The sequence below is a fragment of the Serratia sp. TMDUHS_CL genome, assembly GCF_037137105.1.
In the GTDB taxonomy this organism is placed as follows: domain Bacteria; phylum Pseudomonadota; class Gammaproteobacteria; order Enterobacterales; family Enterobacteriaceae; genus Serratia; species Serratia nevei.
Window position 1 is genome coordinate 12,351 of sequence record NZ_JBBBDV010000001.1, and the last position, 14,912, is coordinate 27,262.

Consider the following 14,912-nt stretch of genomic DNA (forward strand, 5'->3'; position numbering starts at 1 on the left):
AACAGGCTCGCTTCGGCGGGCTTTTTTATGGGCGAAATCATGGAAAAAATCATTCAGGGGCGGAAAGGTGGCGGCGGTGGTGGCCACACGCCGACCGAGTCGCCGGACAGCATTCAGTCGATCGCCAAAACAAAAATTCTACTGGCAATTGGTGAGGGGGAATTAGCCGGCGGCCTCGATGGGACGAATATTTATCTCGATGGAACGCCGTTATTGTCTACAGATGGCACGACTAATTTTCCCGGTGTCGAGTGGGAGTTTCGCCCGGGTACGCAGACCCAGAGTTATATTCAGGGCGTGCCTGGTGCCGAAAATGAGATCAGCATCGGCACAGAGCTAAAAGCCTCTCAGCCGTGGGTGCGGGCAATCAGCAACACCCAACTGTCAGCCATTCGCCTGCGCATCGGTTGGCCGACCCTGCTAAAGCAGGAGGACAACGGCGATCAGGTTGGTACTCGTGTCGATTATGCGATCGATCTGTCGACCGATGGCGGCGCCTACCAGACGGTACTTAACGGCACAATTAACGACAAAACGACGTCACTGTATGAGCGCAGCCACCGGATAAACCTGCCGCCGGCAACCACTGGCTGGCAGGTGCGCGCCCGGCGCCTTACTGCGGATTCGACATCATCGCGAATTGTCGACCGGATGAATATTGAGGCGATCACCGAGGTCATTGATGCAAAGCTACGCTATCCGAACACGGCGCTGCTCTTTGTTTCGTTCGATGCTAAGCAGTTCCAAAACATCCCGCGGATCAGCTGTAAGCCTAAGGGGCGAATGATTCGTGTGCCGACAACCTATGATCCGGAATCTCGGACCTATACCGGCACGTGGACTGGGGAGTTTAAGTGGGCCTACTCCAACAACCCGGCCTGGGTGTTCTACGATATTTTGCTGAATAAACGTTTTGGCCTGGGTGATCGCTTGGACATGACGCAGGTTGATGAGGTTGAGCTGTACCGCATCGCCCAATACTGCGATCAGCCGGTGCCGGATGGCCGTGGCGGCGACGGGAAAGAGCCGCGGTTTCTGTGCGACGTCTACATCCAGTCGCAGAACGAGGCATTCACTGTGCTGCGCGATCTGGCCTCAATCTTCCGGGGTATGACGTATTGGGCCAACAATCAGGCCTGTGCGCTGGCGGATATGCCGCGGGATATGGATTATACCTACACCCGCGCCAACGTGATCGACGGAAAATTCCACTATCAGGGCGGCAGCCAGCGAAATCGCTACACGATGGCGATGGTGAGCTGGTCAAACCCTGAAAATCATTATCAGGATGAAGTCGAGGCCGTGGCGGAGAACGCGCTGGTGCGCCGGTATGGCATCAACCAAACGGAAATCTCAGCGATCGGCTGTACCCGGCAGACGGAAGCGAACCGGCGAGGCCGCTGGGCGCTGTTGACCAATAGCAACGATCGCAGCGTGTCATTCTCTACCGGGCTGGATGGGTTTATTCCGTTACCAGGACACATCATCGGTGTCGCCGATCAGATGTTGGCGGGCCGGGTGCTGGGTGGTCGGATTTCCTCTGTCGGCGGACGTAACATCACGCTGGACCGTGTGGCCGATGTAAAAATCGGAGATCGCTTGCTGGTTAACCTGCCATCGGGAAAATCTCAGGCACGCACGGTGCAGGCAGTGAATGGTCGGGTGGTTACAGTATCGACTGCGTACGCAGAAGCCCCCGAACCGGAGGCAGTGTGGAGCGTAGACGCAAACGATCTGTTTGTTCAGCAATACCGTGTTTCCAACGTTGCCGATAATGACGACGGCACATTTACCGTTACGGCCGTTTGGCATGAGCCGGGTAAATATGCGGCGATCGATACCGGCGCGCGCATCGATGAGCGGCCGATCTCGGTAATTCCACCGGGCGTGCAACCGCCGCCGAAGAATATCGCCATTGATAGCTATTCTTCGGTAAGCCAGGGACTCGCTGTGACGACATTGCGCGCCAAGTGGGATTCGGTCGACAGCGCGGTAGCCTATGAGGCTGAATGGCGCAAGGATAGCGGCAACTGGGTTTCTATGCCGCGCACGTCTGCGTTGGGATTCGAGGTGCCAGGCATCTACGCCGGGCGCTACCTGGTGCGTGTGCGAGCCATCAACGCCAGTGACGTATCGTCTGTCTGGGCGACGTCGATGGAAACCTACCTGAAGGGGAAAGAAGGCAAGCCGCCGGTGCCAGTTGGCTTCAAGGCATCGCCTTTGTTATGGGGTATCCAGCTCGATTGGGGATTCACGTCCGGTGCTGAAGACACGCTGAAAACCGAAATTCAGTATGCAGATAACGCCGCCGGGAATAACGCGATGTTGCTGGCCGATATCCCGTACCCGCTGCACACGCACACTATGACCGGGTTGAAGGCGGGGCAGGAGTTCTGGTTCCGCGCGCGCCTGCAAGACCGCACGGGCAATCAGGGCGACTGGACTGGCTGGAGCGCCGGGCAGGCGAACGCGGACGCCGGTGATTATCTCGAGAACATCGGCGACGATCTTCTGACCGCGAAAGACGGCGAGCGGCTGGTGGGCGATATCGACACCAACATCGACGCCATCTTGCAGAATGCGCTGGCCAACAATGCGACGGTGGATCACCAGTGGGCGCAGTACGGCACGGTACGGGCTGATATTCTGGTGGTGAAAACCACTATAGCGGAAGTCGATCGCGCCCTGGCCGAACTGTCTACGCAGGTGCAGGCGCAGATTGACGACGTAACAGCGGTACTGGAGGACAAGCTGACGGCCACGGTTGATGCCGACGGCGCAACGGCAATCCACACACTGAAAGCCGGTGTAAGGGTTAACGGCGTGTTCTACAACGCGGGCATGTCGATCGCCGTGCTGGCGGAAACCGGCAAACCCGTCATCACGCGCATCGGATTTAACGCCAATCAGTTCGTGCTGATGAGTGGCAGTGGCGACACGCAATACTCGCCGTTCGCTGTGATTAACGGCCAGGTGTTTATCAGCGATGCGTTCATTCAGAACGCCTCTATCACGTCGGCGAAAATTGCGGATGCGGCAATCACCAACGCCAAAATCAGCGGGTTTATTCAGTCCGATAATTTCAGCGCAACCAGCGGCTGGCGGATGGATAAAAGCGGCGCAGGAGCTGGACAAATCCAGATTAACGGCGGCGACGGTAATGGGCGCATGGAGATACGCGGCGACCAGATTAATGTTTATGACGCTGGCGGTAATCTGCGGGTGAGAATGGGGAGGTTGTAGCGTGGCGTATGGCCTGTGGATGAATGGCAAAGAGCTGGCGGCGGTTAATAGCATTTCACTATTAGCCAACGACAAAGAACCCTGGGCGGATGGCAATAAACAAAAGATTTATACCCCGCCTGATTACGTCGCAGGTAACCCGGTTTTTCTGGTTGGTCAGACCGGGTATATATTCGGCAGTCAGACAAATCCCCCGTCTTACGGCGGGGTTACAGGATGGCGAGCCGATGGGGGGAGGATAATTGTTGATTTTACAAATGCAAATCAGCAGGCGTTCTTTACCGAGTTCAGCATATACCAGGTTCAACCGCCGCAATCAGTTTCCGGCACGTATGGAATAATGATTCAAAACTCGGTGGACTGGATGAGCATTAACAGTTCGTCCAGGCTGGGTTTTGTTGCCTGGAAAGGGGAAGTGACGATTAACGGCAAATGGACATTGCCCGTCGTTCAAAACGATAACACCAAGGTTGTCTTTGTTCGGTGCGATGACCCCGGTGTTTCTATTTACCATGCCGTGCAATATAACGAATTAACGGTATCGCGTGATAATGGTTCGGGTGAAGCGGTGTTAACCACGGCCAATGTGAAGGTGGTCATTATGAACAGCGGCTATTACCCACCGACGCAAAGTGGTTACGGAATGGTGATTAAAAACGCTGCCGGTAATAATACATTCACCAGTGATACAGAACCGTTAGTCTGGGATGGTCGCTCGGTCAATGTTGGCAGTAACCCAGATGATTTGGTCGATACAGGAATAGCCAGGCCGATGATCCCCTTGGCCGTTAATGCGTTTATGCGAGGTAACTCAGAAATGAGCGGTGGCGTTTATAACTACTACAGCTGCGGCTATCGTTTTAATGGAAGCGCCGTCCAATTCTGGCGTTCTGAATCTGGGCGAAAAATTCAGACAAAATGGAACACATCAAACCGATGGTACTCGTCACAGATGCCGCTCATGGTTATTAACGCAGACCATTACCTCTAAAAACCGGCCACTGAGCCGGTTTTTTTATGCAACGATTTAGGAGAGCATCATGCCTGCAGGCACTCTTACCCTAACGAACAATTCCGCCGTAGTGAAAGGCACAGGGACGGCGTTGAATACCGAACTGAAAGCCGGTGATTTCATCGTGAGCGTTGTCGGCGGCGTTACCTATACGCTGCCGGTTAAAACTGTTGATAGCGCCACACAGGCGACGCTGATTAAAGCCTATGACGGCCCAACGCAGGCGGGCGCATCATGGTATGCCGTACCGCGCGACGCGATGAACGCAATCACCGCTCAGTTGGCCGCAGAGACGGCGAAAGCGCTACGCGGACTGAACCTCGATAAAAACAACTGGCAACAGGTATTCACTGGCACCGGAAACATTACGGTGACGCTACCTGACGGCAGCACTTACACCGGCCCGGCCTGGAATAGTATTACGGCTTCGCTGAATAATAAATTAGACAAGACGCTTACTAATTCTCAAGAAATCAGTGGCCCATTAATTTTGAAGAGTAATGCCACTCTTGACGCTGGCGGGTATTGCCAGTTTCGCAAGTCAGTCACATTTAATGACGCCGTCGCGGCAAAAAAGAGCATAACCATCACTGGCGATGCCAATGACGCATCACCATCGATCCATATTAGCCAGCAACATACCAACAGCAGTGGCACAGTCGCTGGCGGCGGTGCCTATTGCCGATTGACGGCACAAGGCACTGAAAAAATCTTCATGATGTCGCTACGGCAAGAGCTAAATATTACCGATTACGGTTTTTTATCCTATCGGGATTTTCGTGGAAATTGGCATGAGGTGAGACTACAGAATAACGGAGACTTTAATAACTTAACGGGCCAATGGGTTAACGGTTCCGATATTCGAATGAAGTCAGACCTAGTAGAAATACAAGACCCTCTGTCACTGATTCGCGGGCTTAAGCTATATACGGGCAAGCGGGATGGGCAACCATTCATCGGTGGAATTGCTCAGGAAATCGAGCAGCAGATACCCCTTACCGTAAGTCAGTGTGGTTCATTCAAGCTTCGTACAGGCGAGACAATAGAAAATATCAAGGCGGTTGATTACGCCACGCTGGGATATGTAGCTTTGGCAGCCCTTAATCAGGCGATTGAAAGAATTGACCGTCAGGACGAGCTAATCAAAAAACTTATGGAGAAACTGCAATGACATTAATCAGCGATATTTTGCGTGGCCCTTATGGAGACCCTCAACCTAATGTTATTATCACCATGCGTGCAAAGGAAACTAGCGCGCGTGTTTTAGTGAGCAATTCATCGGCAGCTATTACCGCAGCCGACGGCAAGTACTCCATGCAGGTTTTCCCCGGTGAATATGAAGTGTTGGTGTCCACCTTGGGAAAAGTTGGCGAAATTCGTGTATACCCTGACTCGAAAGATGGAACGCTTAACGATTTTCTTGTTACACCAGGCGAAGACGAGTTAACTCCTGCAATTGTGCAGACGGTTGATACCATGAGGGTTGAAGCCGCGAATTCGGCGGCATCGGCAAAAATTAGCGAGCAGAATGCGGCAAATAACGTTAAACCCGTCACTGATGCAGGTTTTGGTTCAGGCCCAATACATACTGCTGATGCGTTTTCGAAAGACAATAAATCTTCAATCCAGAGATACACGGTAGTAACAGTAAATAGGCCAGGAAACGTCTCTGGCGCGGTAATGTCAATGCCTGTTGATGGCGGGCCAAGTTGCGCATATTTTGCCATCTCAAAAACACGCCAATCCTGGGTTGGTTCATCTACTCCCGCATCACCAGGTGCGGTTTCCTGGTCCAAGCTATTTAGTGATATAGATAAGCCAACGGTTGAAGATATACCAAACCTCAAAGACTGGGGGCTAACAAAAGCAGTGACTGCGGCAGTTCGTGGGGATTTTGGCAGGCAGATGAAAAGCCGAAGGGGGTATGTGGCGACTGACCCGCTAGGGAACCCATTTAAAGATACGGGGACTTATTTCCTTGATACTCGTTCATGGGCAGTCACGCAAGCCGAAACTGACGACAGTTATCGTACAGTGCAAACATGCTTTGGCTATGGGGCCAATGGCAATCAGCTTGGAAAAATAGCAATCCGTGGCTGGACAGGTTCAGCCTTTACTCCTTGGCTGTGGATGTGGTCTGAGGCGAACACGACGGTAGACAGCAACGGCTTCATCAAAAAGGCATCGCCGATCGTGAAGCTCTTCCGTGATGGCACCTCTGAACTCAACGACGAAAGCCAGGGCGTGACTACTGAGCGCGTAAGCGAGGGGATTTACCGGGTTTCCGGCACGCTCGGGTTTAATGCTGATGCTCAATGGGGCGGTCCGGATGGCGGAATCGAGGTTCCGCTCGACCGCAACAAACAGCCGCTGATCTGGGTGGATTACGAGGTAGAGCCGACCGGCGATCTACTGATCAAAACCTATCACCGCACACACCCGGCGGCGCCGGCGTTCGCCCGCAATGACATTCTAGGCTATGACGAGGGGATGCCGATCGATATCCCTGAGGGGCGTTGGGTGGATCTGCGTGTTGAGATGCCGGTGGTCGATGAACCAGGAACGGAAGAAGGCACCACTGCATAAACCTGAGGTCTTGGCCGGGTGAAATCCCGGCTTTTTTATGGTGACCGTTCATTGTAATGTCTTTGGGGCATTTTTGGGGCGTTTTGCAGCTTAATCCAGCTGAATAATAGGAAAACGTAGGCTTTCTAAATTTTGCAAAATCAGGCGGGAAGCGGCGTGCGGTGCGGGTTTGGCATGGTTGGCGAAAAACTGGTGATCATCTCAGCCTGATGCAGGGCTATAAGGTATATGGCGCCCATTTGGGGCCGTTTAAAACACCGGCGCGTGAAAGCGACGCCGGGCATATGCCGCCGGAGTTTAACGTGGCACAACAGCAGTATCTGGCGCAGCGTCAGGCCGGCAAACGTTGGCACTGGAGCGCCATTCGCCCGAGCGTGGTGGGGGGCTTCTCCCTCGGCAATCCGATGAACCTGGCGTTAAGCATCGCGGTTTACGCGTCGATCAGTAAAGCGCTTGGGCTGCCGTTGCGTTTCCCCGGCAAACCGGGCGCTTACCACAGCCTGCTGGAAATGACCGATGCCGGGCTGTTGGCGCGCGCCACGCTCTGGGCGGCGACCGAACCGGCGGCGGCCAATCAGGCGTTTAATATCAACAATGGCGATCTGTTTCGCTGGAGCGAGATGTGGCCAAAAATCGCCGCTTACTTCGGGCTGGAATGCGCGCCGCCGCTGCCGATGCCGTTGGAGAGCATGATGGCGGACAAAGCGATGCTGTGGCGAGAGTTGGTGCAACGGCACCAATTGACCGAACCGGACTATCGCGCGGTGGCCGGCTGGCGTTTCGCCGACTTCGTCTTTTCCTGGGACTATGACATGTTCGCGGACGGCAGCAAGGCGCGGCGTTTCGGTTTCGATCAGTTTGTCGAAACCGAAGCCATGTTTTTCTCGCTGTTCGATGAGTTCCGCCGCCGCGGCATCATTCCCTGAGCGCGGCATCGGTTTCCCCGCAGCGCAGGCTGCGGGGAACGGTTTCAGAACGTCAACATGATCTTGCCGATGTGCTCGCTGGACTCCATCAGCGCATGCGCGGCGGCGGCCTGTTCGAGCGGGAAGGTTTTAAAAATTTGTGGCTTCAGCACGCCGCGCTCCAGCAGCGGCCAAACCTTCTCGTGCAGATCGGCGGCAATCTGCGCTTTGTCCGCGACACTGCGCGAGCGCAGCGTTGAACCGGTATGGGTCAGGCGTTTCAACAGCAGCGGCATCAGATTGAGCTCTTTTACCACGCCATTTTGCGTGCCGATTTGTACGATGCGGCCTTCCATCGCCGCGGCCTGATAGTTCTTGGCCAGATAGTCGCCGGCGATCAGATCGACGATCACATCGGCGCCTTTGCCGTCGGTGGCGTCTTTGGTGCGTGCGACAAAATCTTCGCTGCGGTAGTTAATCGCCACGTCGGCGCCCAGCGCCAGGCTGGCCTGGCGCTTCTCTTCGGAGCCAACGGTGGTGATCACCTGCGCGCAGAAGGCTTTTGCCAGCATGGTGGCGACCGTGCCGATGCCGGAGGTGCCACCGTGGATCAACACGGTTTCGCCGGCTTTGAGGTGGCCGCGCTGGAACACGTTGACCCAGACGGTAAAGAAGGTTTCCGGCAGCGCGGCGGCCTCGGTCAGGCTCAGGCCCGCCGGCACCGGCAGCGCATTGCTTTCATGCACGGTGCAGTATTCGGCATAGCCGCCGCCGGCGATGAGGGCGCAAACCCGATCGCCGAGCGCGAAGTGGGTCACGCCTTCACCGATGGCGACGACTTCGCCGGCGATTTCCAGGCCGGGGATATCCGAAGCGCCGGGCGGTGGCGCATAGTTCCCCTGACGCTGCAGCACGTCGGGGCGGTTAACGCCGGCGGCGGCGATTTTCACCAGGAGTTCGCCCGCTTGCGGGACGGGCACCGGGCGTTCGGTGACGACCAGAACCTCGGGAGCACCCGGTTGGCTGATCTCAATGGCTTTCATCGTGCCGGGCTGCGCTGCATTTGTTGACATGCTCATTCTCCTCATCGTGGCGGACGTGGTTATCCAGGCGGAACGCCCGCAATAAAGTCTGCTGTTAGCTTAGCGAAATCGAATGAGGTGCGCGTGGTCGAATAGAGCGGTTTTGCGAGGAAGGGAGGACGCCGCCGCGATGGGCGGCTGGATATCAATCGTTAGGGGGGATGCGGAACCCTTTTAACGAGACGATAAAGTGTTCTTTCCCTTTGGAGATCTTGGCGCCTTTATCGCACCACAGGCTGGCAAGCTGGAAGAAGTCATCGCTGCCGATATCGTAGGCCAGTTCGATTTTCTTGGCTGTGCCGGCGCGGATGAGCTTTTCTGCTTCCTGATGGTTTGCAGCTTTAATTATGGTCATGGGCGAAATCCTTGGTGTTAAGCCAGAGCGGATAATCGCGAATCATCATATGGCCATAGTGTGACAATTTTGTGATGAAAACATGACGGTCCACGAAGGCGCGGCGTGCGGCGTGCCGCGCCTTCGCGGTGTAAACACGTTATCGATTACCGATCGTGCGGGCGAACGAATGTACTTTTCTTCTGAGATTTGAAGTGCTTATAGAGCGAATAGCCCGCAATGCCGGCCAAGGCAGCCAAGAGGGCAAGGGATCCTGTGGCCATGAACATCACCTCCGAATAAGAATGGCAAGGAGGCGTATTTGTGACATTCATCACTTTACGGGGCAATGAGAGCAATCTGTAATCGGGCATGAGGGAGGAGCAAAAAAAAAAGCGCCTATAGGGAGGCGCATAAAGATTTGCAACACAGCTTGTTGTGTTCAACACCAGGAGGAGTGGTGAACTGGCGCTATTTTATGCAGCGGCGAGGGTGGCTGATATAGGTATTACTCCGAAAGCGCCGCTACCACTCATAGCCCAACTGAATGTTGTAATCGGGATCCTGATTGGTGGAGTAAGGATCGGATTGGCGGCGGCGATCGGTTTTCTTCACCGGGCCTTCATAGGCGGGATAAGGTTTGGCGCGCGGCTTGCTGCAGCCTGGATGATCGCATTCGATATCGACGCGAAAACCGTTCTTGTCGCGTGCCTCTGCCCAGGTAATCGGCGGTTTCGCCGCCTTGGGGGCCGGCCCCGGCGGAGCCACCGGTTTTGGGGGCGGGGAAACGCTGGGCTCTGGGGGCTGATAATTCAGCTCCAGCGCGCCCAGCGGGGCGCTGCAAGCGGCAAAGGCCAGCAGGGCGGTAACGCTGGCGGCCGGTAATGTGAGCCATCTCGGCATGGTGAATCTCCCTGAATGATTTCTTTGTGCAACTATAAAACAGCGTAACGATAATTACTATCATTTGTCTTGGCCGGTAAGGAGAAGACGCTCGGCGATAGCGTCGACAAACAGGGTCAAATCCTGTGCGTTTAGCCGAGGTAAACGGCACGACGAGGCGAAAAGAGTTGCTATTGCCGCCCGCTCGTGAGTTAATGCTTACCGGCCTGTGGTACAGACCTATTTATGCACGACATTTTGAGTAAAGTAGTTCAAATTAAAAGCGTTATCCCGGATAGCCCTTCTCTGACGAATTTCCTTTCCAGTGCCTCCATAAGTAACTGATGACCGGCTATATCGCCCATAGCGGCTTACATTTATTATTGAAGGAAGATAGACATGTCTAACCTGATCAAAGGTCAAGTGAAGTGGTTCAACGAAGCTAAAGGTTTTGGTTTCATCACCCCAGCAGACGGCAGCAAAGATGTATTCGTACACTTCTCTGCTATCCAGGATCAAGGCTTCAAGACCCTGGCTGAAGGCCAGAACGTACAGTTCTCTATCGAGAACGGTGCGAAAGGTCCATCTGCGGCTAACGTTACCGCTATCTAATTGGCGTCTACCGCTGATTGAAAAAAACCCGCCGCGGCGGGTTTTTTTATGCCTGCAATTCGGCGGTGCGCAAAAAAAAGCCCGCAAGTCTGCGGGCAAAAGTTCCTTGTTACTTCTTCATTTGCGAGCGCTTCTCTGGGGGGGAAACGCCTGAAGACAGGCTACGCGAGGCCGGCTTAAGATTCTGCGGCCAAACCGTTAAGAAAGTGAAAATCCGGGCGGCGGCTACGCTGAGAGCGAGGCCGGATTGGTGCGGGGCGGTGTCCTTCCCCCTGGGTTTTGTCATACACTGATGCCAATCGCAAATGATGGGGAACGGTATGCAGGTTAACGATCGAGTGACGGTAAAAACAGACGGCGGCCCGCGGCGCGAGGGCGTCATTCTGGCCGTAGAGGTATTCAACGAAGGGACTATGTATCTGGTTTCTCTTGGAGACTATCCGGCGGGCGTATGGTTTTTTAATGAAATCGACAGCCGTGACGGGACGTTTGTGGAGCCATGTCGCGAGCATGGGCAGTAACGTCGGTTAATCTCATTAATTTGCTAATGAAATTGTCAATTTTGAGATTATTTCATTACGGTAAGATTTTTTTTATCGTCGGCAAAAAAATACCCGCTGCGCTAGCGGGGGGATAGCGCAGCAGGTATTCTTTTGGTGGTTCCAGTATCCGATATCCCGGTGACTTTATCCCCGGATATTTAACGGCCGACAAAACAGAGTGGGGGCATTCTCTGCGGCTCAACGGCTATTGACAAATATTCCACTGGTCAGCGTATCGGTCAAACGAACAACGTGGTAAATGATCTGCTTGTTGTGCGTCTTTATTTTCCGCTTGATGTTTCCCTTGTGGGAGGAGACCGTTTTGGCCTTTATTTGCATCTGGTCTGATATCTGGATGGTGCCTTGACCGGACATCCACATGCGTAACATGTTCGATTCGGTCTGGCTCAGCGTTACCGGCGTTTGGTCCAGAGAGGACTTCTCCGCCCGTAGGGACGTTCTCTCGAGATAGTGACTAAGTAGCTGATTCATAGTCTCTGGTTTGATGGATTTTGACGATATGATGACGTTCTTGCGAACATATAAATAATCGTCGAAATGTACATTGGTAATAGCCATGAAGATGAAGAATAACGTATCCGGGTGCAGTGAAATCACCCGTTTTATTCGCTCGGTGGCGTTTGCTTCGTGGATGAAGCAGTCCTCGTTAATAAACACCAGGCTCGGATTCAACTTGCTGCATTTTTCATGCAGGCTGTCAATATCCTCGATGGCATTAATATGGCGTTTTTTCACGCCATGCGAAGTCAGATAGTCGGTTAATCCCAATCTGGTATAGCTACATGAATCCATGATGATCGTTGGCATATCGCACCCCCACTTAAATCCGTTTTACTGCGGTAATATGAGAAAAAGCCTGAAAAGCCGAAAGGCAAAATGGAGCAATAATTCAGTGTAGCCAGTGTTCTATCAATAAACACGACGGCACTCAATGATATTTTCATACTAAACTTATTAATCACATGAATCTATAAGTTTGGCTTAAGTCAGCGAGATTTGCTGCCCGCTCGGCGTTGACGCGATCGGCCTGACTTGCGCTTGGCGCCCGCGCTTGCTGACATTGCTTGCCGAGATTCTGTTCATCATGTCACGAAACAAAATTTTAGTTTGCTAGGAAAAGTCTTAAAAAAAATTCATGTGTTGGCTTTTTGAAGTTTTTCAGTGCGCTTTTTGAGCGCTTAAAAAGTGTTCTTTTGGTTTCTTTGTTTTTTTAACGATAAAAATCATTAAGTTGACCCCTTCCCTTCCTCACCTGTTAATGATAATCACTTCTTTTTTTATCATAACAACCAACAAAAGTTAACGTTGTGGCTGAAATGTGTAGCTTAATTGTTGCTATAAATCACCGTTTTACAATGAGTTATCTGGATATTTATTTTGATTGAAATAATTTTGGTGAATATTTAACGGTGATTGAGTTGTTTTTCTAAACTATCATCCTGTTGCCCGCGCCAGCGGGGCGGGGGGCAGGTCGGAGTTGTCTCCGGCCCGCGTTGGTTTTAACTTGCCTTTCCACCTTTCAAAAGCAGGATGTCGCAGTGAGACAGAATCAGTATGGGCAGCCAATAGGCGATGCCCTTCCTCATTGGCAGCCGGCAGGCCTGCCCGGGCACAGGTTGCTGCAAGGGCGGTTTTGCCGCCTTGAACCCCTTAGCCTTGAGCGCTGGGGGGATGAGCTCTATCGGGCTTACCAAACCGCCGAGGACGACCGAGACTGGACCTATCTGTTTTGGGAACGGCCGCAGACGCGCGAGGATTTTCAGCGTTACCTCCAGGCTCAGGCGTCCAGCGCTGACAGAAGCACGATGGTGGTGGTCGATCAGGCGAACGGGCGCGCCGTGGGGACCTGCGCTTTTTTGCGCATCGATCCCGGCAACGGCGTGGCCGAACTGGGCACCATCAACTGGTCGCCGCTGATGAGGCGCAGCGCGCTGGGCAGCGAGGCGATTTTCCTGATGCTGCGGCATCTGTTTGACGATCTTGGCTATCGGCGCTGCGAATGGAAGTGCGATAGCCTCAATTTGCCTTCGCGCCAGGCCGCCGAGCGTTTGGGGTTCCGGTACGAAGGCACTTTCCGCCAGGCGGTTGTCGTCAAAGGACGCACGCGCGACACCGATTGGCTGTCGATCATCGACGCGGAATGGCCGGCGCGACACGCCGCCTTTGCCGCCTGGCTGTCGCCGGATAACATCAGCGATGACGGGCGGCAAGCGCGGCGTTTGCAGGCCTTCCAACTCGAATAGCGCCGCGCGCCTTAGGCCGTCTCTGGCAGACAGTGGCGCAGCGAGTCCAGCGCCAGCCGGATGTCCCGTTCCTTCGTCATCCAGTTGACCAGCGCGGCGCGGATCCCCGGCTGATGGTTATAGGTCGTTGGGGTGCAACGCACCACGCCGTGCCGGTTAAGGCGCTCGAGAAAGCGATCGCGCGCGGCTTCGCTGTCGCCCAGCGGGCGGCTAAGCGCGAAGCACACCACGTTCAAATTCACCGGCGCCAGCAAATGGAAGCCGTCGTCGGCCGCTAACGCCGCCCCCAGCGCCTGCGCCAATCGGACGTTGCGCTCGACGATATCCCGTATGCCGCTGCGGCCATAGGCTTTCAGCGTCAGCCAGAGCGGCAGGGCGCGAAAGCGCCGCGAATTTTCCGGCGTCAGATGCAGATAGTTGTCCGGCCGCGGCGTCGGCGCTTCCAGGTAAGCCGAATGGTTCTGAAATACCTGCATCTGCAGATCCAGATGGCGGGTAAATTGGATCGCGCTGTCATAAGGCACGTTCAGCCATTTGTGCGCATCGACGGTGATGGAGTCCGCCTGTTGCCAGCCTGCGAGTCGCGGTGCATACAGCGGCGAACAGGCCGCCACGCCCCCGAAGGCCGCATCGACATGCAGCCAAAACGGATAACGCTCCCGCAGCGCCAGCAGACGCGGCAGATCGTCGAAAGCGACGGTGTTGACCGTGCCGGCGCTGGCCAGCACCAACGTGGGGCGGCCCTCGCCGGCGGCGAGCTGCCGCTCCAGCGCCGCCATATCCATGGCCTCAGACTCCGGCAGGCTGGCGACGGTCGTCAGCGCGTCGCGGCCGATGCCGAGCATGCTGAGCGCCTTTACGCTGCTGGCGTGCGGATTGGCCGCCAGCACCCGGATGGGCCCCAGCGCCGCCAGGCCCCGTTGGGCAATATCCACGCCGTGCTGTTGGCCCAGCCACTGCCGGCCAATGGCCAGCCCGGCGAAATTGGCCATGGTGGCACCGCTGACCAGGCTGCCGCTGAACGCTTCCGGCAGGCCCAGCAGGGATTTCAACTGCGTCACGGCGGCCAGCTCGATCGCCGCGGCGATCGTATCATGACTGAGCTGGCTATTTTGGTCTGTCACGCTAACCAGCCAGTCCGCCGCGACCGCCGCCGGGGTGCCACCGCCGGTGACGAAGCCGAAATAACGCGGGCCGGCGCTGGCGGAAATGCCCGCCTGATAACGCTGCCAAAAGTCATCCAGCGCCGCCAGGGCGCCTTCACCGTTTTCCGCCAGCCGATCGTCACCGGGTTGCAGCTGCTGTTGCGCGAGCGGTGGGCAGACCGATCGCTGCTGCAGCCCGGCCAGAAAATCTTCCGCCAACTGGCGGGTGTGGTCGAGGATCTGCGGAAACTGTGTAAGATCCTGTTGTAAACGTGGGTGCATGGCGGCTCCGAAAGCATCAGGGA

Annotated in this window: 12 protein-coding genes and 1 pseudogene; 8 read left to right on the forward strand and 5 right to left on the reverse strand. The window is 55.0% G+C overall.

The window, feature by feature from the left end:
* Window positions 1-39 precede the first annotated feature (39 nt).
* From WCL58_RS00100 to WCL58_RS00120, 5 genes and pseudogenes are all read left to right on the forward strand, one after another.
* Complete coding sequence (locus tag WCL58_RS00100) at window positions 40-3,243, forward strand: host specificity protein J (RefSeq protein WP_336850260.1); 3,204 nt, start codon at window positions 40-42, stop codon at window positions 3,241-3,243.
* 1 nt (window position 3,244) lies between these two features.
* Window positions 3,245-4,234 carry a DUF6453 family protein gene (locus WCL58_RS00105; protein ID WP_336850261.1) on the forward strand — a complete coding sequence of 330 codons (990 nt, stop codon included), beginning with the start codon at window positions 3,245-3,247 and terminating at the stop codon, window positions 4,232-4,234.
* A gap of 49 nt (window positions 4,235-4,283) precedes the next feature.
* Entirely contained in the window at window positions 4,284-5,426 is a 1,143-nt protein-coding gene (locus WCL58_RS00110) for a tail fiber domain-containing protein (RefSeq protein ID WP_336850262.1), read from the forward strand.
* Window positions 5,423-6,841, forward strand: coding sequence for a phage tail fiber protein (locus tag WCL58_RS00115; protein WP_336850263.1), 1,419 nt, complete (start codon window positions 5,423-5,425; stop codon window positions 6,839-6,841). Before WCL58_RS00110 ends, WCL58_RS00115 begins: the two co-directional genes overlap by 4 nt.
* Before the next feature lie 194 nt (window positions 6,842-7,035).
* Window positions 7,036-7,767 (forward strand): annotated as a pseudogene (locus WCL58_RS00120) (SDR family oxidoreductase); the annotation flags it as partial.
* Between the two features lie 44 nt (window positions 7,768-7,811).
* Here WCL58_RS00120 and WCL58_RS00125 read toward each other — a convergent pair.
* The 3 genes from WCL58_RS00125 to WCL58_RS00135 all read right to left on the reverse strand — a co-directional run bounded on the left by WCL58_RS00125 (window position 7,812) and on the right by WCL58_RS00135 (window position 10,065).
* Entirely contained in the window at window positions 7,812-8,819 is a 1,008-nt protein-coding gene (locus WCL58_RS00125) for an NAD(P)H-quinone oxidoreductase (RefSeq protein ID WP_405051279.1), read from the reverse strand.
* A gap of 154 nt (window positions 8,820-8,973) precedes the next feature.
* A complete protein-coding gene (locus tag WCL58_RS00130) occupies window positions 8,974-9,183 on the reverse strand; it encodes a hypothetical protein (protein ID WP_004935132.1) in 210 nt (69 codons plus the stop codon).
* A gap of 504 nt (window positions 9,184-9,687) precedes the next feature.
* Complete coding sequence (locus WCL58_RS00135) at window positions 9,688-10,065, reverse strand: hypothetical protein (protein ID WP_102984461.1); 378 nt, start codon at window positions 10,063-10,065, stop codon at window positions 9,688-9,690.
* Between the two features lie 378 nt (window positions 10,066-10,443).
* Here WCL58_RS00135 and cspE point away from each other — a divergent pair, with 378 nt between their 5' ends.
* Together cspE and dsrB are read left to right on the forward strand one after the other, a co-directional pair.
* Complete coding sequence (gene cspE / locus WCL58_RS00140; RefSeq protein WP_049201327.1) at window positions 10,444-10,656, forward strand: transcription antiterminator/RNA stability regulator CspE; 213 nt, start codon at window positions 10,444-10,446, stop codon at window positions 10,654-10,656.
* Between the two features lie 320 nt (window positions 10,657-10,976).
* Window positions 10,977-11,177 (forward strand): protein DsrB, encoded by a 201-nt coding sequence (gene dsrB / locus WCL58_RS00145; protein WP_336850265.1) that lies wholly within the window; start codon window positions 10,977-10,979, stop codon window positions 11,175-11,177.
* Between the two features lie 219 nt (window positions 11,178-11,396).
* Here dsrB and rcsA read toward each other — a convergent pair whose 3' ends face one another.
* Window positions 11,397-12,026, reverse strand: coding sequence for a transcriptional regulator RcsA (rcsA, locus tag WCL58_RS00150; protein ID WP_033635078.1), 630 nt, complete (start codon window positions 12,024-12,026; stop codon window positions 11,397-11,399).
* A 794-nt stretch (window positions 12,027-12,820) separates the two neighbouring features.
* On the opposite strand from rcsA, the gene WCL58_RS00155 reads away from it, so the two are divergent.
* On the forward strand, window positions 12,821-13,462 hold the full coding sequence (locus WCL58_RS00155) for a GNAT family N-acetyltransferase (protein WP_336850543.1): 642 nt from the start codon (window positions 12,821-12,823) through the stop codon (window positions 13,460-13,462).
* Between the two features lie 11 nt (window positions 13,463-13,473).
* Here WCL58_RS00155 and WCL58_RS00160 read toward each other — a convergent pair whose 3' ends face one another.
* Window positions 13,474-14,889, reverse strand: coding sequence for a pyridoxal phosphate-dependent decarboxylase family protein (locus tag WCL58_RS00160; RefSeq protein WP_336850266.1), 1,416 nt, complete (start codon window positions 14,887-14,889; stop codon window positions 13,474-13,476).
* Window positions 14,890-14,912 lie beyond the last annotated feature (23 nt).